The sequence below is a fragment of the Arcobacter sp. genome, from assembly GCF_050300555.1.
Taxonomy (GTDB): Bacteria; Campylobacterota; Campylobacteria; order Campylobacterales; family Arcobacteraceae; genus Arcobacter.
On the sequence record NZ_JBNKXY010000002.1, the window covers coordinates 201,663 to 222,714 of the forward strand.

At 27.5% G+C, this 21,052-nt stretch carries 22 protein-coding genes; 9 read left to right on the top strand and 13 right to left on the bottom strand.

Annotated features, from left to right (window positions below; genetic code table 11):
* Positions 1 to 40 precede the first annotated feature (40 nt).
* Positions 41 to 2,314, bottom strand: coding sequence for a diguanylate cyclase (locus tag ACQY5W_RS02685; RefSeq protein ID WP_428023399.1), 2,274 nt, complete (start codon positions 2,312 to 2,314; stop codon positions 41 to 43).
* Positions 2,315 to 2,629: 315 nt separating this feature from the next.
* On the opposite strand from ACQY5W_RS02685, the gene ACQY5W_RS02690 reads away from it, so the two are divergent.
* Positions 2,630 to 2,755 (top strand): hypothetical protein, encoded by a 126-nt coding sequence (locus ACQY5W_RS02690; protein ID WP_428023400.1) that lies wholly within the window; start codon positions 2,630 to 2,632, stop codon positions 2,753 to 2,755.
* Here the strand turns inward: ACQY5W_RS02690 and ACQY5W_RS02695 are convergent.
* The 3 genes from ACQY5W_RS02695 to ACQY5W_RS02705 all read right to left on the bottom strand — a co-directional run bounded on the left by ACQY5W_RS02695 (position 2,752) and on the right by ACQY5W_RS02705 (position 6,499).
* Positions 2,752 to 3,120 (bottom strand): hypothetical protein, encoded by a 369-nt coding sequence (locus ACQY5W_RS02695; protein ID WP_428023401.1) that lies wholly within the window; start codon positions 3,118 to 3,120, stop codon positions 2,752 to 2,754. The two genes, ACQY5W_RS02690 and ACQY5W_RS02695, sit on opposite strands and share 4 nt — an antisense overlap.
* Before the next feature lie 144 nt (positions 3,121 to 3,264).
* The gene (locus tag ACQY5W_RS02700; RefSeq protein ID WP_428023402.1) at positions 3,265 to 5,520 is read right to left on the bottom strand and encodes a PAS domain-containing sensor histidine kinase; all 2,256 of its coding nucleotides are present in this window, start codon (positions 5,518 to 5,520) and stop codon (positions 3,265 to 3,267) included.
* 1 nt (position 5,521) lies between these two features.
* A complete protein-coding gene (locus ACQY5W_RS02705) occupies positions 5,522 to 6,499 on the bottom strand; it encodes a substrate-binding domain-containing protein (protein WP_428023403.1) in 978 nt (325 codons plus the stop codon).
* Positions 6,500 to 6,664: 165 nt separating this feature from the next.
* Between ACQY5W_RS02705 and ACQY5W_RS02710 the strand changes: the two genes are divergently transcribed.
* Positions 6,665 to 7,615, top strand: coding sequence for a YbgA family protein (locus ACQY5W_RS02710; protein ID WP_428023404.1), 951 nt, complete (start codon positions 6,665 to 6,667; stop codon positions 7,613 to 7,615).
* 32 nt (positions 7,616 to 7,647) lie between these two features.
* Here the strand turns inward: ACQY5W_RS02710 and purT are convergent, their stop codons facing one another.
* The 5 genes from purT to ACQY5W_RS02735 form a co-directional block, all read right to left on the bottom strand.
* Entirely contained in the window at positions 7,648 to 8,817 is a 1,170-nt protein-coding gene (purT, locus tag ACQY5W_RS02715) for a formate-dependent phosphoribosylglycinamide formyltransferase (RefSeq protein WP_428023405.1), read from the bottom strand.
* A complete protein-coding gene (locus ACQY5W_RS02720) occupies positions 8,807 to 9,553 on the bottom strand; it encodes a glucosaminidase domain-containing protein (RefSeq protein ID WP_428023406.1) in 747 nt (248 codons plus the stop codon). Before ACQY5W_RS02720 ends, purT begins: the two co-directional genes overlap by 11 nt.
* A gap of 7 nt (positions 9,554 to 9,560) precedes the next feature.
* Positions 9,561 to 10,298: a diaminopimelate epimerase gene (dapF, locus tag ACQY5W_RS02725; protein ID WP_428023407.1), complete on the bottom strand. Its 738-nt coding sequence runs from the start codon at positions 10,296 to 10,298 to the stop codon at positions 9,561 to 9,563.
* Positions 10,295 to 10,885, bottom strand: coding sequence for a dephospho-CoA kinase (gene coaE, locus ACQY5W_RS02730; protein WP_428023408.1), 591 nt, complete (start codon positions 10,883 to 10,885; stop codon positions 10,295 to 10,297). Before coaE ends, dapF begins: the two co-directional genes overlap by 4 nt.
* 62 nt (positions 10,886 to 10,947) lie before the next feature.
* Complete coding sequence (locus ACQY5W_RS02735; RefSeq protein ID WP_428023409.1) at positions 10,948 to 11,502, bottom strand: spermidine synthase; 555 nt, start codon at positions 11,500 to 11,502, stop codon at positions 10,948 to 10,950.
* Between the two features lie 98 nt (positions 11,503 to 11,600).
* Here ACQY5W_RS02735 and purM point away from each other — a divergent pair, with 98 nt between their 5' ends.
* A complete protein-coding gene (gene purM / locus ACQY5W_RS02740) occupies positions 11,601 to 12,596 on the top strand; it encodes a phosphoribosylformylglycinamidine cyclo-ligase (RefSeq protein ID WP_428023410.1) in 996 nt (331 codons plus the stop codon).
* 49 nt (positions 12,597 to 12,645) lie between these two features.
* On the opposite strand, the gene ACQY5W_RS02745 is transcribed toward purM, so the two are convergent.
* Genes ACQY5W_RS02745 through ACQY5W_RS02760 form a run of 4 tightly spaced genes read right to left on the bottom strand, consistent with a single transcriptional unit; the run spans position 12,646 to position 15,269 of the window.
* A complete protein-coding gene (locus ACQY5W_RS02745) occupies positions 12,646 to 13,350 on the bottom strand; it encodes a pirin family protein (protein WP_428023411.1) in 705 nt (234 codons plus the stop codon).
* A 26-nt stretch (positions 13,351 to 13,376) separates the two neighbouring features.
* A complete protein-coding gene (locus ACQY5W_RS02750) occupies positions 13,377 to 14,153 on the bottom strand; it encodes a DODA-type extradiol aromatic ring-opening family dioxygenase (RefSeq protein WP_428023412.1) in 777 nt (258 codons plus the stop codon).
* A 54-nt stretch (positions 14,154 to 14,207) separates the two neighbouring features.
* Positions 14,208 to 14,774, bottom strand: a complete 567-nt coding sequence (locus ACQY5W_RS02755; RefSeq protein WP_428023413.1) for a YceI family protein — start codon at positions 14,772 to 14,774, stop codon at positions 14,208 to 14,210.
* Between the two features lie 45 nt (positions 14,775 to 14,819).
* Complete coding sequence (locus ACQY5W_RS02760) at positions 14,820 to 15,269, bottom strand: MarR family winged helix-turn-helix transcriptional regulator (protein ID WP_428023414.1); 450 nt, start codon at positions 15,267 to 15,269, stop codon at positions 14,820 to 14,822.
* Between the two features lie 302 nt (positions 15,270 to 15,571).
* Here ACQY5W_RS02760 and ACQY5W_RS02765 point away from each other — a divergent pair, with 302 nt between their 5' ends.
* The 6 genes from ACQY5W_RS02765 (at position 15,572) to ACQY5W_RS02790 (ending at position 21,052) form a co-directional block, all read left to right on the top strand.
* Entirely contained in the window at positions 15,572 to 16,681 is a 1,110-nt protein-coding gene (locus ACQY5W_RS02765) for a pyridoxal-phosphate-dependent aminotransferase family protein (protein ID WP_428023415.1), read from the top strand.
* Entirely contained in the window at positions 16,681 to 17,526 is an 846-nt protein-coding gene (locus tag ACQY5W_RS02770) for an ATP phosphoribosyltransferase regulatory subunit (RefSeq protein WP_428023416.1), read from the top strand. The genes ACQY5W_RS02765 and ACQY5W_RS02770 overlap by 1 nt, the downstream gene beginning before the upstream one ends.
* A 4-nt stretch (positions 17,527 to 17,530) precedes the next feature.
* Positions 17,531 to 18,784: an adenylosuccinate synthase gene (locus tag ACQY5W_RS02775; protein ID WP_428023417.1), complete on the top strand. Its 1,254-nt coding sequence runs from the start codon at positions 17,531 to 17,533 to the stop codon at positions 18,782 to 18,784.
* Between the two features lie 5 nt (positions 18,785 to 18,789).
* Positions 18,790 to 19,341, top strand: a complete 552-nt coding sequence (locus tag ACQY5W_RS02780; RefSeq protein WP_428023418.1) for a DUF507 family protein — start codon at positions 18,790 to 18,792, stop codon at positions 19,339 to 19,341.
* 1 nt (position 19,342) lies between these two features.
* Positions 19,343 to 20,461 (top strand): glutamine-hydrolyzing carbamoyl-phosphate synthase small subunit, encoded by a 1,119-nt coding sequence (gene carA, locus ACQY5W_RS02785; protein ID WP_428023419.1) that lies wholly within the window; start codon positions 19,343 to 19,345, stop codon positions 20,459 to 20,461.
* Between the two features lie 63 nt (positions 20,462 to 20,524).
* Entirely contained in the window at positions 20,525 to 21,052 is a 528-nt protein-coding gene (locus ACQY5W_RS02790; protein WP_428023420.1) for a Crp/Fnr family transcriptional regulator, read from the top strand.

A 21,052-nucleotide genomic window follows, 5' to 3' on the forward strand; every position in this document is an offset into this window, starting at 1 on the left:
ATTTTTAAAATTGTAACTATATAAGTTTTATTTAAATAAATCAATAAACTACAACTTTATTTCTACCACCATTTTTAGCAATGTAGAGTGCTTTATCTGCTTTACTAAATGTTTTATCATGTTTGGCATTCATGTCATACATTGAAACACCAAAACTACAAGTTAAATTTTCAATTGATGGAAATTTATGATGAGAAAAAATGGTTTTTAGATTTTCAGCAAGTATTCTTGCCTTTTCATCATTTGTTTGAGGACATATTATTAGAAACTCTTCACCACCCCATCGTCCAAGTTTATCTGTTTGTCTAATATTTTCTTTTAAAATAGTAGCTATTTCTTTGAGTATCTCATCTCCAATACTATGTCCATAAGTATCATTAATATTTTTAAAATGGTCAATATCTATAAGAATTATAGAAAAGCTATTGTTATATCTTTTAACTCTTTGAACTTCATAATCATAACTTTTATCTAAATACAATCTATTGTATACTTGTGTTAATGGGTCAGTTATAGATATTTCTTCAAGTTGTTTTTTAGATTTTTCTAGTTTTCTATTCCAATAAATAAAAATTGATATAATTAAAATAGTGATAAAAAGAATTTTGAAGATTAAATTATAATCAGTTCTGTTTTCATATTTTATGGATATCCAATTATTCAAAATATTTTGTTGTTCTTTAGGGGTTACTCTATCAACAGCTTTTTGCATAATATTTAATAATGTATTATCATCATTTCTTACACCAATACCTAATTCCCAATATTCATCAAATTTTCCAGCAATTTTTAACTCACCATTATAGTTTGTTTGAAATTGATAACCTACACTTGGAAGTGTACCAATATACCCAAATACCTTATTTTTGCTAACACTTGTTAATCCTTCTTCAATATTTTCAACTTCTATAATCTCTAAGTCAGGATATTTATTTTTTAAAATCTCTGCAAAAGCATAACCTTTAGGAATGGCTACTTTTTTGTTTTTTAGCAATTGAAGATTGTCAATAAAAGGAGTATTTATTTGTGTTGCAATAATTAATGGCACCTTTAAATAAGCAGTTGTAAAATTCATATATTTTTTTCTTTCAGGAGTTTGCATTGCTATGGGTAAAATATCGCATTTTCTTTTTTTGGCATATTCCAAAGATTGTGTCCAACTCACAGTTTTCACAACGTTAAAGTTTTTATTTAATAATTCACTAAAAATTTTAAAGTAATCAGAGCTTATTCCCGTAAATTTACCTGATTTATCTATTGCTTCAAAAGGCATCCAATTGGGGTCAATACATATAGGTATAGATGACCTTTTATTTAGATATGCTATTTCCTCATCCGTTAAATATATATTTTTTTTATTTTCTTTGTTATAATCAAAAATAAATTCATCTAAGTTTATTTTATCCTTTGTATATCCCATCAAATTATAATAATCAAAAATTCTTTTAATCTTTTCACCTTGAATCTCACCTAATGTATTCGTTTGATAAAAGGCGAGTTTTCTAAGTTCTTTGGCTTCATAAAGTAATGCTTCTTTAGATTTATTTTGAGTATTGTATTTTTTTTTAATTAAATTAACTGTCTCTTCAATATTGTTGAAGGCATAAATCCATCCTTTAAGGGAAGCTTCTTTAAATCGTCTAACTTCTTCATTATTATTTTCTACATTTTTTTGACTTGTGAATAAAATATCATTATAAAAATCAAATCCATAATCTTTTGGGTCAAATATAATACTTTTGTAACCTTTTTCTTTTAATAAAAAAGGTTCATTTGATATATATGCAGACATTAAATCAACTTTTTTATTTATAAGGTCATCACTATTAAAAGAGTGTTCTTGTATGACTAATTGATCAAGACTAAGTCCTTTTGAGAACATCATTGATTTTAAAGTAATTTCATCTTTTTCATTATTCGCTAGCATAATGCGTTTATTTTTAAAGTCTTTTATTGATTTTATATTTGATTCTTCTATTGCTAAAAGAACATGAGGAGAGGATTGAAGAATAGATGCTAATAATACAACTTTTTCACCAAAAGATTTATTGATAATTAAAGAAGATCTTCCTGTTGCATATGTATGTTCATTATTGAGAACATATTTTAGAATATCTATATCACTTTTTAACTCATTTATAACTACATTTAACCCTAATTCTTTATAAAAACCTTTTTCTTTTGCTATATAATATCCAGCAAATTGAAATTGATGTTTCCATTGTAATTGTAAAGTTACTTTTTGTAAATTATTTGCAAATAAGTACGAAGTAAAAAACAAAGTCAAAAATATTTGTAAAAAAAACTTTTTCATCGTATGAAGTATATCATTTTAATAAGAAAAAAATATTGATTTGATGTATTTTGGATTAAAATAAAAATAATTAATATATTGCTAAAAAAGATTACTCTATCTGATTTTAAACTAGTTAATATCAGAATTTTTTTAAATTTTCTTTTACTATTAAAAAAAGAAAATTAATAATTTAATGAATAGTATTTTATTTGTATATTTAAATTGTTTTAATAAAAAACTTAAATATTTATTTCAATTTGAAATATTTTTTATAGTGTTTTAAAATTTGAAGTATTATTCTATGAATAAAAAGTTAATTAAAGGAATTATTACATGATAAATATATTTAGTAGCACTATTTTAATTATGATTATTGTAGGAATTTATCTTTATATAAAAGATAGAAGTGAACATAGAAAAAAGATACCTTTTGATATAAAATATGAAAAAAGAGATTAGTATGAATATTTGATTTTCTCTTTTCCATAAGGTATAAATCCATCCATGATTCTTGAATAGCTATCTTCTCTACAATTGCCACATTCATGATGAAAAGTTGTTTCATCTTTTTCACAAATAACACATGGATTTTTTAAGGCAATTTCATCATCAAATATCACTTTATTTATGGCATGGATATTTGCTATAAATGCAACGTTTAGTGCTGGATCTTTTTGTAATGTCGCTAGAGTTTTTTGAGAAGTATGTTTATTTTTTGCTACAGCTCTTCGTACTTTAAAGTTAACATTTTTAGAGAGTTCATGTAATTCTTCTTCATTTGTACTCTCTTTTGCTTTGATTATAATATCAAGATACTCTTTCATTAAAGCTCCTTTAGATATTATACAAAATATCATGTAGATTTTTATAGCAAATTTTAATCCGAAGCTACCCTTAAAGATATTAAAATAAATAAAACTCCATGGGTATAACTCTTTGAATATATATATTTTATTTTGAAAGTTTAATCATAAGGCGCAACTATCTTTAAAAGTTATTTGAAAATATGCACCAATACATGATTTTCCATCATATTCATAGGTGCTATTAAATACTTCAATTGTTGCATTATGATGTTCTGTAATTATTTGATGCGCCATAGATAATCCAATACCAGTACCTATACTTTTATGTTTTGTTGTGAAATAAGGTTCAAAGATTTTGTGTATGATATTTTCACTTATTCCCCCTGCTGTATCTTTTATTATTAAAATAAGTTCATCTTCGTTGAAATGAGTTTCTATAAAAATAAATTTATCATCATCTACTTTCTCTTTTAACGCATCTTTTGCATTATTAATAATATTTATAAATGCTTGAATAAGTTGATTTTCAAAACCATCAATTTCCATATCATCTTTTATGTTAGTAATTAGATTTATATTATTATTTTTAATTGAAGGTTTCAAGATAGATAAAGCTTTTTTTACGGTAGATACAATAGAGATTCTCTCTTTTTCATTGTTATCTTTTATAAAGTTTCTAAAATCATCAATAGTATTAGATAAATATTTTGTTTGATTAATGATTTTTTCCATATTTAAAACAATATCATTTGGATTCATTTCCATTAATTCATTTTTTACTATTATTCCACTTGCAATTGTGGAAATCATACTTAGTGGTTGTCTCCATTGATGGGCAATATTTCCTATCATCTCACCCATTGATGCAAGTTTTGCTTGTGATTCTAAAACTTTTTTTTGTGATATGTCTTGTGAAATACCAATATATCCATATATCTCATTATTTGTGTTTTTTAGTGCAGTAATTGTTAATATCACTGGAATATGTTCACCACTTTTTGAAACGTATGTCCATTCATGTTCATTTTTTAAACCTAATTTTGTTTTTGCAACAAGTGTAGGAAATCCTGGTTCAATTTTTTTATTTAATTCTTTTGAAAAATATTCAGCTCTTTGTATAACTTCAGCTTTAAGATGGAAAATTTCAGGAGTATGGATATTTACCAACTCTTCACTTTTGTAGCCTAAAAGTTTTTCTGCTTCTTTATTAAATTGTTGAATTACACCATGTTTATCGGTACTTATCATTAAATAACCTGAATTATCAAAAATAGTTGTTTGTAATTCCAAAGCTTGGTATAGTTTTGTCTCATTAAGTTTTTCATTTGTTACATCATAAAACCATCCTATAATTGCTTTTTCTCCATCATATTCAATATTCATATATGAAGCTAGTGCCCAAGTAGTTTTATTTTCTATTTTAAGCTCAACCAATAAATTATAAATGTGTTTGTTTTCTTTTAAAGTTTTTATTATATTTTTATATATAGATTTATCGACATAATAATCTTTAGGATTTTTTCCACCAGTTGTTTCTTTTTTCTCTTTTAATAATTTAGAATACGCATTATTTGCAAAAATTACATATTCTCCATTATTTTTAGCAATTCTAATTGCTATAGGGCTTAATTCTAAAAGGTATTCCAGTCTGTGTTCATTTTTTTCTAACGTTTCTCTTGAATCTTTTATGGATTTTATCATCAAATTCATACTATTTGAAAGTTCAAAAATCTCTTTACTATTAGAACTTGGAATTAGAGTTTTAGGTATTCCATTTATATCATTATTATTTATGACTTTTATGATATTTGATATAGGTCCTAAAATATAATATTGAATCATTATAAAAAGGAATAAAAATAATAAAATAGATAATAAAATTGTATTAAACAATGTATCTCTAATTATTTTTGAAAGTTCATTATTAATTAGCTTATCTGTTATATAAATACTTACAGTACCTATTAATTGATCATCTAAATCTACGATACTAATAGTGTCATAAAAAAAACAATTTTTTAATTCTGTATTTTGTTTTTCGTCTTTAAAATTATAATCAATAGGATTCAATTCCGAGTTTTTAATTTTACCCGTAATATAAGCTTTTTGTCCCATGATTTTACCCATATTATAATCTTCTACAACTATGGCAAATATGTCTTTATTTTTAATCTCATTTAAAATAAGTTTGTCGTATTCGTTTATAGAATAAGAGGTGATTAAATTTGTTATATTACTTTTTAGTGAAAAAAGTATCTCTTTTGAGTTTTCTCTAATTTCAGTTAGAAGTTTACTTTTAGTATGTTGATAAGTATAAGTAGCATTTATGGTTAAAATTGTTGTAACTGTAATAATTATAATTATAGCAAGAGTTAAAAATAATGATATTTTAGGTTTATTTTCTGTGCTATTTTTCATGCTATTTTATTTCATTACCCAAAACATTTAATTTAACATTTTCTAGATTTTTTTTGATATTTTCTTTTGAAATAATAAGTGTAGGGCTATATATATTTTTTTGTACTTTTACTCCATTTAGATAATTATCTAATTGCAATAGAGCAGTTTTTCCCATCAAGTATGGCTGTTGTATAACTGCTGCTGTAATTATATCTTTGGGAATAAGATTTAAGAATTCAGCTTCTGCATCAAAAGTCATAAGTATTATTTCATCTTTTCTTCCTGATTCATTAATCGCTTTTATTGCTCCCGCATAAGTATTTGATGTTTGCATCCAAATTGCATTTATATCTGGATGTTTTTCGAGCATATTTTTTATATATTGATAAGTCTCTTCATCATCCCATTTGATAAGTTGTTTTAAATCAGCATTTTTTATTTTAGATTCTTCCAATGCTTTCAAAAATCCTATTGTTCTGTCTCTTCCACTTATTCTTTTTTGAGGAAGTGCTATAATCCCAACTCTTCCATTTTGGAAACCTCTTTCTTTCATTTCTTTTGTAAGAAATTTACCTATTTTATATGCTGCATCTACATTATTAGAAGAGATATAAGATACATATTCTCCACCATCAGTACCTACATCTGCAACAACAACGGGAATATTTGCTTTTTTTGCAAGTTTTAAAATAGTTACGCAAGCTGATGAATTTGTTGGAGAAACAAGTATCCCAGATACTTTTCCATTGATTGCTTTTATAGTATTTTCCAGCTCTTTTTTAGCACTTTTTTTAGCATCTAATACTTCAAAATCATAATGTAATAAAGCAGTTTCTTCTTCTATCCCTTTTGCCATAATCTTCCAAAATGGGATACTTATATCAGAGACTAAATATACAACTTTTTTTTTGATAGGGGTTTTTTGATTGGTTTCATTTGCATTTAAAAATAGCAAAGAAGAAATCAAGAGTGTAAGTAGAAGCTTTTGAATATTCATTTGTTTATCCTAGAGGGTACTTTATATTGAAAAATAATCTTCTTTTTATATTCTATCATTAAAAATGATATTATTTAATTAAATAATATTATAGAAAGTGGATTGTATTGCATGAAAATATTTTGAATTAATGTATAATCATTTATAAAAAAGTAAGGAAAGATTATGAAACTAGGGATATCTTCATGTTTAATAGGAAATCTTTGTCGATATGATGGTGCTCACTCAAAGGATGCCTTTGTATATAATATTCTTCAAAAATATTTTGAAATAGTTCCTTATTGTCCTGAAGATATGATATTTGGCTCACCTAGAGAAACAATAAGATTAGTTAGAAATGGTGATGATATAAAAGTTACTACAAGTGATGGCTCAAAAGATGTTACTAAGCAATTAGATGATATTTCAGTATTTTGTGCTCAAAAAATAGCAAAAGATGATATTTGTGGATTTATATTAAAATCAAAATCACCAACTTGTGGAATGGAAAGAGTAAAAGTATATCAAGAGAAAAATGCTCCAAGTATAAAAGAAGGTGTAGGCCTTTTTGCAAAAAGAATAAAAGAGTTTTATCCTTATTTACCAGTTGAAGAAGAAGGAAGACTTAATGACCCTTGGCTAAAAGAAAACTTTTTAATGCAAGTTTTTGCATATAAAGATTTACATGAATTTTTGAAAAATAAACCAACAAAAGGTGAGTTAGTTGAGTTTCATTCTTCATATAAATATCTTATTTATGCCAAATCACAAAAGTTTTATAAAGAGCTAGGAAATATTGTGGCAAATCATGAGAAAAAACATTTAGAAGAGATTTTAGATGAGTATAGAGAAAATTTTTTAAAAGCAATTAGTGAAAAAAGTAGTATAAAGAAAACTTTTAATGTATTGCTACATATTTTTGGCTATTTCAAAAAACATATTTTAAAAGAGGAAAAAGAGTTATTACTTCTTACCATGGATGAATATAAAGATGGAATAGTCCCTTTAATTACTATTGTGAAGATGTTTAATATTTTTATAAATAGATATGATATAGAGTATTTAAAAAAGCAAAAATTTTTAAATCCTTATCCTCAAGAGTTAGCTTTAAGATCAGATTTAAAAGCCTTTAAATAGTAAAAGAGTTCTATAAAAAGAACTCTTTTTTCTTAACAATCAGAGAAGTTTTTAATTATCTCTTTTGCATTTTTAAGTGCTTTATCACTTGAATCTTTGTCAAAAGTTAGTGCAACAGCCATTCGTCTTCCCACATGTGATTGTGGTTTTCCAAAAACTCTTACAAATGATTTATCACTAAATGCTTCATCTTTGATATCAATAATTGGGTTAAATGTATCAGATACAGCTTTATATGCAGCACTTGCTCCTGCTCCATATTGAATATAATTTAAAGGTAATCCAAGTACCGCTCTTACATGAAGTGCAAATTCACTTTGAGATTGAGTAATCATAGTTACCATACCTGTATCATGAGGTCTTGGACTTACTTCAGAAAAATAAACATCATCACCTTTAACAAATAGTTCAACACCAAAAATACCTCTACCACCAAGTCCATCAGTAATTTTTTTAGCTATTTCTTCTGATTTTTTAATTGCAATTGTACTCATATTCATTGGTTGCCATGAAAAGATATAATCACCATCTTTTTGAATATGACCTATTGGTTCACAAAAAATAGTTTGTTTTTCATTTCTTACTGTTAAAAGTGTAATTTCATAATCAAATTTTATAAATTCTTCAACAATTAATTCACTAGCATCACCCCTAGCTTCCTTTGCAATTTCCCAAGAACTCTCTAAATCTTTTGCACTTTTAGCGATACTTTGTCCATGTCCAGAACTACTCATAACAGGCTTAATTACACAAGGAAAACCTATATAATTAGCGGCATCTTTAAGTTCATCAAAACTTTTTACAAACTTATATTTACTTGTAGATAATCCAAGCTCTTCAGCTGCAAATTCTCTTATGTTTTTTCTATTCATAGTTTTATTTACGGCTTCTGCATTTGGAATAACATGAAAACCTTCTTTTTCAGCTGTAAATAAAGCATCGATATTTATTGCTTCAACTTCAGGTAAGATATAATCAGGTTTTTCTTTTCTAATTACATCTAAAATCTCTTCTTTATTTTTCATATTGATTGTATATGCTTTATTTGCCACTAACTGAGCAGGGGCATTATTATAACTATCAACAGCAATTGTCTCAATACCTAATCTTTGAGCCTCGATAATAACTTCTTTACCTAATTCACCACTACCGAGTAGCATAATCTTGATTGAATCAGATTTTAAGGGAGCACTAAATTTCATTTTTTTCCTTTTTTAAATTGTTATAAAATTTTTTATCATATTTTTGTAGATCATTTTTAATAATCATGCTTTTTAATATGGCTAAATATTTTTCTTTTATTGTTGAGTAGTTTATCATTGTTTGGCTCAAAATTAAGCCTGATATTTTTTGATTAGATTCTCTAAGTAATAATCTTTTTAATCGAAATATATAATAAGCTTTTGTTCTATTTAGATTCAACATATATGCAGAGATTGACTCCTCAAAAGAATTAAATATTCTTACTAAGTGGGTAGCATTAGGATCTCTATTTAAAGGAACCATGCCTTTATTTCCATATGTCCAATGCCCAAATAAATTATTTCCTTCCTTAACAAAACGACTATTTCCCCATCCACTTTCAACTGCAGCTTGTGCTAAAGCCATAGATGGTGGAACAATATCAACTCTTTTTAATAAAGTAGGATAATCATATGGATTCTCTATTTTATATTTTTGGGCTATTTGAAAAAGTCTTTTGATTTTTTTTGGTCTTTTGGATAAATGTTTGTTTAGTTTCATAGAGAGTATAAATTTTCTATCTATCAATATATTTTTATTTGCCTCAACAATATAGGGGTATAAATAATCAAAAAAATAGTTTTTCTTTATGGTTGAGTTTTTAATTTTGTAATAATGTTCTGGAAAACCAATAGTTTTAGCAAAACTATTAGTTATCCAAAGTGTTATAAAAAATAAAAATAAAATTTTCTTCATTTTCGCACTAAATTTCTGTTACAAATACTTTTTTAACAGCACCTTTAAAAAATAAGTTGCCATTTTTTAAGCTAAGAGTTAATTCTTCATTGCTTTTTGGATATACATAAGTTGTATCTTTTACAAGCCCCAAGTTATTTGCTCTTATAAAACAAGCAACCATACCAGTTCCACAAGCTAAAGTTTCACCTTCAACGCCTCTTTCATATGTTCGAACAAATATTTTTCCATCTTCAATTTTTGCAAAGTTTACATTTGCATTGTGTTCATATCTCATTTTTGCACATAAATCATGATCATATTTTTCTAAATCATCAACAATAGTAACTAAGTGTGGAACCCCTGTATCAATCAAATACCAAGTAAAACCTTCCTGCTCAAACTCTTCTTTTAGTACAACTGGTTTAGTCATTTGTGTTTCAACAATATTTCCATTTACAATTGATTCAATTTTTCCAGCACCCGTTAAAAACTGCATTTTATTTGAGGCTAAGCCATTATTAAAAGCATAGTGGGCACAAGCTCTTGTTGCATTTCCACACATGGCTGCATCACTTCCATCACTATTGTAAAATAACCATTTAAAATCAGCATCATTAGTAGGAATAAGTACCACAAATCCATCTGCACCAATTCCTTCCGTTCTATTACAAAGTTTTATTGCATCTTGTGAAAAATCTTTTTCCAAAAATGAGTGAGAAATTATAAAATCATTCCCACTTGCACTATATTTTGTATAAGTCATATAATTTCTCCTATAACTCGTTCAACCTCTTTTTGAAGGTTTTTTAAATTTGTTGAGTTGTCAATTACAAAATCTGCTAACTCTTTTTTCTTTTCTATATCCATTTGATTTGAAATTTTTAATTTTGCCTCTTCTTCATCAATATTATCCCTTTCCATCAATCTTTTTATTTGTATATCCCTTGGAGTATATATTACTAAAGATTTTTTAATAGGATAATTCATTTTTTCATAAAACAGAGGTATATCTATGAAGTAAGGTTTCCCTTGCTCTTCAAAAATCACAGACTCTTTTTCAATCTCTTTTGCAATCAAAGGGTGTATAAAACTCTCTAATTTTTCTTTATTTTCTTTATTTGAAAATATGATTTTACCTAATTTTTTTCTCAAAACTTTACCATCTTCAACATACTCTTCCCCAAACATTGAGGCTATTTTTGCACTATGTATATCCAAAAGTTTGTGAGCTATTTTATCTGCATCAATTGTCAAAAATCCATGTAGTTTAAAAAGACTACAAACGGTACTTTTACCTGTGGCTATACCACCTGTTAATGCAATAGCATATTTAAATGTTTTGTTATTCATTATTAGATTTTACAATAAAATTGATTAATTTTAAAGGTGGATGAATTTTGGTATTACAAAGCTTATCGCTTTGCAATACCTGTTAAGTCTTTTTGAATATGAGTTGGGAATACAAAAGATGCTTGATGAATCTCTGTAGAATAGTAGTTTAAATCAACTAATAAATCAGATCTTTGTAATACAATATCAGCTGTTGGATGATATTTTTTTGATGCTAAAATACAAGTTGTATGTCCAAAACTATATGGCATACAAATCCAAAAATTAGCTCCAGTTATTGTTAAATCATGTTTTAATTTATTGGCATCTTTAGAATAACTATCTGTTTTATATGAAATTAAACCATCATCTTTTAAAACTCTTTGAATATTTGCTAAAATCATTTCATCTATATTTATATCTGTTAAAATTATTACATCAATATTTTTTTCATTTTTAGAGTTTAATAAAGAAATATCTCCATATTCTACATTTAATTTATGCTTTGCAACTTCAGCTTTTAACTCTTCGTCACACTTTCCTATAACTAAGATATTTTCTGGTTCTTTGTGTGTACACAAAGGAACATGAACAATCATTTCATTAAAGCTGAAATTTTTGTTTTCAATACTTGACATTATCAGTCCTTTTATTTTATTAAATTTTCGATATAATAGCGAAAAATTTTTAAATTAATAAAAGATAATTATTTTAATTGCAAAAAAAAAGGTGAAGAATGAGCACAGTTAGTTACAAAGATGCTGGTGTAGATATTGATGCGGGAAATCAGTTTGTTGAAAATATTAAACCCTTAGTAAAATCAACAATGATTCCTGGGGTACTTGGAGGAATTGGTTCTTTTGCAGGTGCCTTTGAGTTACCAAGTGGTTACAAAAAACCAGTACTACTTTCAGGAACTGATGGTGTTGGAACAAAATTAAAATTAGCAATTGATTCTAAAAAGTTTGATACAGTTGGAATAGATTTAGTTGCTATGTGTACAAATGACTTGTTGTGTAACTTTGGTGAACCACTATTTTTCTTAGATTATTACGCAACTGCAAAACTTGAAGTGGATGAAGCAACAGATGTTGTAAAAGGAATTGCTGAAGGGTGTATCAGAAGTGAATGTGCACTTGTAGGTGGAGAAACAGCAGAAATGCCAGGTATGTATAAAGAGGGTGATTTTGATTTAGCTGGTTTTTGTGTTGGAATTGCAGAAAAAGATGAATTAAATAGAATCGAAAGAATCTCAGTAGGTGATACTTTAATCGCACTTCCATCTTCTGGTGTTCACTCAAATGGATTTTCGTTAGTAAGAAAATTACTTTTAGAAAAACTTGGGATGTCTTTAGATGATGATTTTCAAGGAAAACCATTAAAAGATGTATTACTTGAACCAACAAGAATTTATGTAAAAGAGTTCAAAGCTAATAAAGACAAAATTAATGCTTTAGCTCATATTACAGGTGGTGGTATTACGGAAAACTTACCAAGAGTTTTACCAGATAATTTCAAAGCAGTAGTACATAGAGATAAAATCAAAGTATTACCTATTTTTCAATTTATGTCTGATTATGTTGAATTAGAAGAGATGTATAGAACATTTAACATGGGTGTAGGAATGGTTTTAGTTGTAAATCCTGCAAATGTTGATGCAGTTTTAGCAAATACTGATGGTTATGTTATTGGTGAAATAGCTGAAGGTAATAAAGGTGTAGAGTTTATCTAGTCTTTTATCTTCAAATAAAAAAAGGCAAGTTCTTTGAACTTGCCTTTTTTTATGCCTCTTCCATCTCTATAAATAGAAAATGAGAATCTGTAATTGCTTTTATATGAATACTATTTTCTTTTGTTATTTCCATAGCATCTCTTTCATTTATCTCGATGCCATTAATAGTTGAAGTACCTTCTATTTGTACAAAATAGACTTGTCTTTTTTCTTTTAGAGTAAAGTCTAAACTTTTTTCTTTTTCTAATTCACTTACATAAAAATTCACATCTTGATAAATCTTGATTTCTGAATTTCCATCTTGAGATGATACTATATTTAATAGTTTATTTTCTCTTTCTTCTTTTAAGTATTTTTTAGAACCATAAAGTCTTGGCATTCCAGCTTTTGGTGGTATAATCCATATTTGTAATAATCTTAAATCAGTAGTTGCACTAAGATTATGCTCACTATGAAAAATACCATCTCCTGCACTTAAATACTGAACTTCACCGCGTGTAAGAGTTTCACTATTTCCCATGGAATCTTTATGGGTAATTTCACCATCTACAATATAAGATATGATTTCCATGTTTGAGTGGGGATGAGTATCAAAACCACTATTAGGATGTACGATATCATCATTTAAGACTCTTAATACACCAAAATTTATATTACTAGGATTTCTATATTCTGCAAAACTAAAATGGAATTGACTCTCTAGCCATCCTAAATTTGAAGTTCCCATATTTTGCTTTAAAAGTTTTTTTAACACTATTTTGTTCCTTTTAATATCATAATTTATTCCTTAAATAATATAGTATCCATAGATAGATTTTCATACATATAAACATCATGTAATGATTTCCCAACTTTGTTTTTTGATGCACCTAAACTTACAAACAGAGGTAGAAAATGTTCCAAACTAGGGTGATTGAGTGATAAATATGGAGCCTCTTTTTTATAATTAATTAAAGAATCAACATCTGCATTTTCTATTTTTTCAACAACCCAATCTTTAAATATTTTTGCATAAGGTTTTATTTTTGTTGAGTTTTCATCCCAAATCATATCTCTTAAGTTATGCGTAATTGAACCACTAGCAACAATTAAAGTATCATCTCTTAGAGGAGATAAAACTTCACCCAAGTAGATTAATTCTTTTACATCATAACTTATTGGTAAAGAGATTTGTATTATTGGTATATCTGCTTTTGGATATAAAAAACTAAGTGGTGACCATACTCCATGATCATAACCACCTCTGGAATACTCTTTTTGTATCTCTATTTTATTTGACTGAAGTAACTCTATAACTTCATCATTTTTTTCTTTACTACTTGGAGCTTCATAAGTTAATTCATAAAGTTCTCTAGGAAAATTATAAAAATCATGTATTGTTGAAGGTTTATCTTCATATAAAATTTTTAAATTATTAGTTACCCAATGGGCAGATATTACCAAGATATATTTTGGAGTCTCAAAGCTTTTTGGGAGATTTTTTAAAAAATTTGTTGTACTATTTTCCATTAAAGCAAGTGATGGGCTTCCGTGTGAAATATATATACTTGGTAACATTTATATTCCTTTAGTCCCTTTTTAAGGGACTTTGTGGATTTTGTCTTTGGCTAATTATTTAGCTAAGATACCTTCAACTTCAATTTCTAATTTAACATCTTCTCCTACAACTACTCCACCAGCTTCTAATGTTTTGTTCCAACTAAGTCCAAAGTCTTTTCTATTGATTTTTCCACTTAATCCTAAACCAACTCTTTTATTTCCCCATGGGTCAGTTATAGTTCCATTATTTTCATAATCTAATTCAACAGCTTTAGTAACACCTCTCATAGTTAATTTACCATAAGCTTTGTCATTATCAATTTTATCTAATGTAAAAGTTACTTTTGGAAAGTTTGCTGCATCAAAAAAATCTGCTGATTTTAAGTGACCATCTCTCTTTTCATTTTCAGTATTTATTGAAGCAACTTCTGCTTCACCTTTTAAGCTTTTTAGCATATTTGTTTTTTCGTCAAAAACAAAAGAACCATTAAATTTATCAAATTTACCTGTTACATTTGAAATCATTAAGTGTTTTACTTTAAATCCTACATTTGAGTGACTTGCATCTACGTTATATGTTCCTGCAAATAGCACAGTTGCTGTTAAAATTGAAGCTAATCCTAATTTTACTAATTTCATTTTTCTTCCTTTTTTACTAGTTAGTATTAATTTTTGAAAAAAAATCTAAGATTTATAGATTTTTTTTAACAATGTATATAAAGTTGTCAATTCTTCATCACTTAAAACACCCATATAATCATGGATATTTTTTGCATGTTCTGGAAATAATGAGATCATTTTATCTTTCCCTTTTTGGGTGATAGATAAGATACTTGCTCTTTTATCTTCTGGGTCAACTAAAGAAGTAATCCACCCATCTCTTTTTAAATTTTTTACTACAACTGTAATATTTCCAGGTGTACTCATAGTTAGTTTTGTTATGGCACCTATTGTCAAATTACCTCTGTGATAAAGAACTTCTAATACTTTAAACTGGTTGAACGTCAAGTCATGACCTGAAAAATATCTTAACTCTTCATTGAAAAAACGATTGTATGTCTTGGAAATCTGAATCCAAGTTTTCATAGCCTTGTCTGTTCTTTCTCCGTAACTTATTAAACTATTTGTATTCATTTCATAACTCCTATTGGAATTATAATACTAATTAGTAATAAATGTCAAGAAAAAAAGTAAATATTTTTAAAATTTACCTAAAAATAGGCTTTTAAAACAATCTTTATAGTTGGCTTTTTTTTACAATATTTTTTATTTTTAGTACTTTTATATCTCTTTTATTTAAATTTATCTATTACTTTTGACAAGTTTATAGTTAAACAAAGTTAACAAATTTGAAAATTTATGTTTAACCATTTAATAATCTATTTTTAGATACAATTTACCGTTTTACTCAAATGAAAGAAAATTAAGGAAAATAAATGTTATTGACTCCAGGTCCTACTCCAGTACCAGAATTTGTAAGAAAAGCGATGGCTGATATTACAATTCATCATAGAACACCAGAGTTTGAATCTATTTTTGGACAAACTAGAGAATTATTATTAGAAATTTTTGGAATGGATGAAGTTGTGATGCTTGCATCAAGTGGTTCAGGTGCTATGGAAGCATGTGTTACTAATTTGACAAGTAAAAAAGCTCTTACTATTAACTCAGGGAAGTTTGGTGAGAGATTTGGAAAAATCTGTAAAGCTTTTGATATTTCATATACAGAAATAACAAATGAATGGAACACTCCTGTTAGCGTTGAAGAAGTTATTGAAGCTATAAAAAATGATAACGATATAGATGCTTTATTTATTCAAATTTGTGAAAGTGCAGGAGGTTTAAGACATCCTGTTGAAGAAATTGCAAAAGCAGTAAAAGCATTAAATAAAGATATTATGGTTGTTGCAGATGGAATTACTGCAATTGGTGTTGAAAAAATTGATACTACAAATTTAGATGCTGTAATTACAGGAAGTCAAAAAGCACTTATGCTTCCTCCTGGACTTGCAATGATTGGATTAAGCAATGAAGCAGTTGCCAAAATTCAAAGTAATGCAAAAGGTTTTTACTTTAATCTAGCAACAGAAATCAAAGTACAAAAAACAAATACAACAGCTTGGACAGCAGCTACTACTTTGATTATTGGACTACGAGAAGTTTTAGCATACTTAAAAAACAATGGTGGATTTGAAAAGTTATATGAAAAAACTGCTTTAAGAGCAAAAGCAACAAGAGAAGCTTTGAAAGCTATAGGTTGTGAGATTTATCCTAACACACCTGCTGATGCTATGACAACAGTTTATACTGAAAATGCACCAGCTATTAGAAAAATTTTGAAAACAAAATATGATGTGAATATTGCAGGTGGACAAGATCATATTAAAAATTCTATTTTTAGAATCAATCATATGGGACTTGTAGAAGATTTTGAAGCTTCATGGGCAGTAAATGCAATAGAACTTGCAATGGATGAATTGGGATTAAGAGAATTTGATGGAACGGCAAACAAAGTATTTGCAACTGTAACTTTTAAAGGTAATTAATGATTTTTGAACACGAAATACCTAAAGGAAGTCGTCTTTATTTTGGAAAAACAGCCAAACTAAAAAGAGAACTTGAAAATAAAATTAGTGATATTTTATATGAAAATAATTTTGAAGAGATCGTTACTCCAAATTTTTCGTATTCTCAACATCAAGCAATTGCTGATGAGAAAAAATTAATTAATTTTTCTGATATTCAAAATAATCAAGTCTCTTTGAGAGCAGATTCTACTTTAGATGTGGTGAGAATTATTACGAAAAGATTAGGAAGAACTACTACACATAAAAAGTGGTTTTATGTTCAACCTGTGTTTTCATATCCATCAAAAGAACATTATCAAATTGGTTGTGAATGGATTGACCATGATAATATAGGTGATATTTTAAATTTAACAGCAAATATTTTAAGAAGTGTTGATGTTCAACCAATTTTGCAGTTATCAAACATCAATATCCCAAAACTTGTTGCAAAAGAGTTAAATATTGATATTGAGTTATTTAAAAATGGTGAAATAGCACAGCTTTTTGATTTGGATATAGCTTGGCTAAATTCATTAATTAGAGTTAAGAGTATTGATGACCTAAGAGGCGTTGTATCATTAGTTCCAAATGAGATAAAAAAACATTTAGAAAAACTTTTAAATACTGCATCTCAAATTGATTATGATAATTTGGTTATTGCACCTTTATACCATGGAAGTTTAAAATATTATGATGATGTTTATTTTAGAGTTATCCAAAATAACTTTGTAATATGTAAAGGTGGAAAATATAGCGCTGATGGAATTAGTTCATTGGGGTTTGCACTTTATACAGATAGTTTATTAAAAATATTAGAGGATTGAGGGAATGAGTAAGGCTGATTTAATTGTAGGAATCCAGTGGGGAGATGAAGGAAAAGGCAAGATGGTTGACATGCTTGCTCAAAATTATGATGTGGTTTGTAGGTCTCAAGGTGGTCATAATGCAGGACACACTATTTGGGTTGATGGTGTTAGATATGCTTTACACCTAATTCCATCAGGTGTTTTAAATCCAAAAGCAATAAATATTATTGGTAATGGAGTTGTATTATGTCCTGAGTCAATTATAAAAGAGATGGAACAATTTGAGAACTTAGAAGGAAGACTTTTCATATCTGATAAAGCACATTTAAATCTTCCTTATCATGCTTTAATTGATCAAGCAAAAGAGAGACTAAAAGGTGACAAAGCTATTGGAACAACTGGAAAAGGAATTGGACCAGCATATGCAGAAAAAATTAGTAGAACAGGTTTTAGAGTAGGGGAACTTTTAAATCCAAGTAAACTAGCAAATGGAATAGTTGACTATTTTGAACAAAATAAAGCTATTTTTGATGTTTTAGAAATTGCTACACCAAATAAAGAGGAGTTAATTGAATTATTAACTTCATATAAAGAAAAATTAGAACCATTTATTGCAAATACGACAAATATGATTTGGGATGCAATAGATAAAGATAAAAAAATCTTGTTAGAAGGTGCTCAAGGTACTTTACTTGATATTGACCATGGGACATATCCTTATGTAACTTCATCATCTTGTGTAAGTGCAGGAGCTTGTACAGGGTTGGGTATTTCACCAAAAGATATAGGTATTGTAACTGGAATAGTAAAAGCTTATACTACAAGAGTTGGAAATGGACCTTTTCCTTCAGAAGATTTTACAGAAGATGGTCAAAAAATCGCAGATATAGGTAAAGAAGTAGGTGTTACAACTGGAAGAGGTAGAAGATGTGGTTGGTTTGATGCGATTGCGGTAAAACATGCTGCTAGATTGAATGGTTGTGACCAATTATCTTTAATGAAACTTGATGTACTTGATGGTTTTCCTAAGGTTAAAATTTGTGTAGCATATGATTTAGATGGAAAAAGAATAGATTATATGCCATCTGATTTAAATAACGTTAAACCTATTTATGAAGAGTTTGATGGTTGGGATAATTTAGCAGGTGCTAGAAAATTTGAAGATTTACCTGAAAATGCAAAAAAATATATAAATAAAATTGAAGAATTAACTGGTGTAAAAGTAGGTATAATCTCTACATCACCAGAGAGAGACGATACTATAATTAGAGGATAATATTTATGAGAATGAAATTACATCATACACCTTACATCTCAAGAAGAATTTCAAGAGATCTTGTAAATTGTGAATTTGTTGAAGTAAGAAAAACTAGAGATGAAATTACTGCTGAAATAGAGAGAATTTTAGATATAGATATTGAAAAAGAGCATGATTTAGATGAAAAAGTTGCTGAAATATTGGCTGAACAAGAAGAAGAAATAGAGTATTTAAATGCCGATTATAGACAACTTTTTTGGATGACTAAAAAAAGGCTTGCTAACGAGTTTGGTGTAATACTTAATAATGATGATAGATATTCTGATATTTCTCACCAATTATTAGATTTTCTTTGGGAAGAGGACTTTATACATTATACTGTGTCTGATAACCAAGTAAAAAATGTAATTTTCAATTCAATTAGTGAATTTTTAAAAGGTTTCGAAAAAGCTGATGATGCTGTGTTTGAGAAAATTAAAAATTACAAAAGAAAATTAATACCAGGTACAGAAGAGTACGATATTGTTTATCATAGATTATATGAAGAAGAGTTAATAAAAAGAGGGTTAATGTAATATGCAAAAAGTATGGATATATTTAGAAAATGGAACATTTCTAGAAGCTAATTCTTTTGGTGCGAAAGGTACAACAGTTGGAGAAATTGTATTTAATACATCTTTAACAGGTTATCAAGAAATAATAACAGATCCAAGTTATGCAGGACAATTTGTTACTTTTACTATGCCAGAAATTGGTAATGTTGGCGTAAATAAAGATGATATGGAAAGTAAAACTGCATACTGTAAAGGTATTTTAGTTAGAAATTATCACCATGAGTATTCTAATTATAGAGCTGAAGGAGATTTAGATTCATTATTAAAAGAGCATAATGTCCTTGGTATAAAAGATATTGATACAAGATATTTAACTAAAATGATTAGAGATGAAGGTGCTATGATGATGATAGCATCAACAGAAATTTCTAATAAAGATGAACTTGCAAAACAACTAGCTGCAAGTCCAAGAATAGAAGATATTAATTATATAGAGCAAGTTTCTACAAAAGAGGCATATGTACATAAAAAAGGTGCATGGAATCACCAAAAGCAAAGATATAACAAGGCAGTCATGAGTGATAAAAAAGTTGTTGTTATAGATTTTGGTGTTAAAAGAAATATTTTAAATGAATTAGTTGAATCAGGTCTTGAAGTTGAAGTAGTTCCTTCATCTTTTCAAGCTGATGACTTAATAGCTAGATTTGAAGCAAAAGAGATAGGAGGAATATTCTTATCTAATGGTCCAGGTGATCCACTAACATTAACAAAAGAGAAAGAGCAAGTACAAAAACTAATAAATGCAAATATACCAATGTTTGCTATTTGTTTAGGACATCAAATGTTATCTATAGCTCATGGTTATGATACATATAAACTAAAATTTGGTCAGCATGGAGGAAATCATCCTGTTGCAAATAATGGAGTTGTGGAAATTACTGCTCAAAATCATAATTATAATGTTCCTGATAATATAATTGAAATAGCAGATGTTACTCATATGAATTTATTTGATAATACTATTGAAGGTGTTAAATATAAAAATAAAGATATTTTCTCTGTTCAACATCACCCAGAAGCTAGTCCTGGTCCACATGAGTCAAAATATATCTTCAAACAGTTCGCGGATATAGTTAAATAATCTATTCTTCACTTCATAAAGTGAAGAATAAAAATACAGCAAATTGTATTTTTAAAGGAAAATATGGAAACTTTAGAAAGTCAAATAGAGCAATTAGAAAAAACTGAAACTATAAATGAAAAATCAGAACCTCAAGAATTTGAAATTGATGCAATGGAAATGCTACTTAAATTAAGTCCCAAAATTCCTTTTTTCTCTATTTTGACAAAAGATGAAATAAAAGAGATAATTACTGAAGTAAAAATAATAACCTATAAAAATAAAGAGATTATATTTCATGAGGGTGAAACAACAAGAAATCATATTTACTATTTATTAAGAGGACAACTTAACATAAACAAAAAAAAAGAGGTTGATTCAAAGTCAAGCATAAGAATAGCTAGAATAGATAAACCTGCATTATTTGGTGAAATGATGAGATTAACTGGTGAACCAAGAAGTGCAACTGTTGAAGCAGGTGAATCAAATACTTTAGTTTTGTCTTTTAAAATTAGAGATTTTAAAGAACAAACAAGTATTTCAAAATTTTATAAAAATGTTATTATTGAGTTATCACAAAAAATAGTACAGATGAATAAAAAGTTATACTAA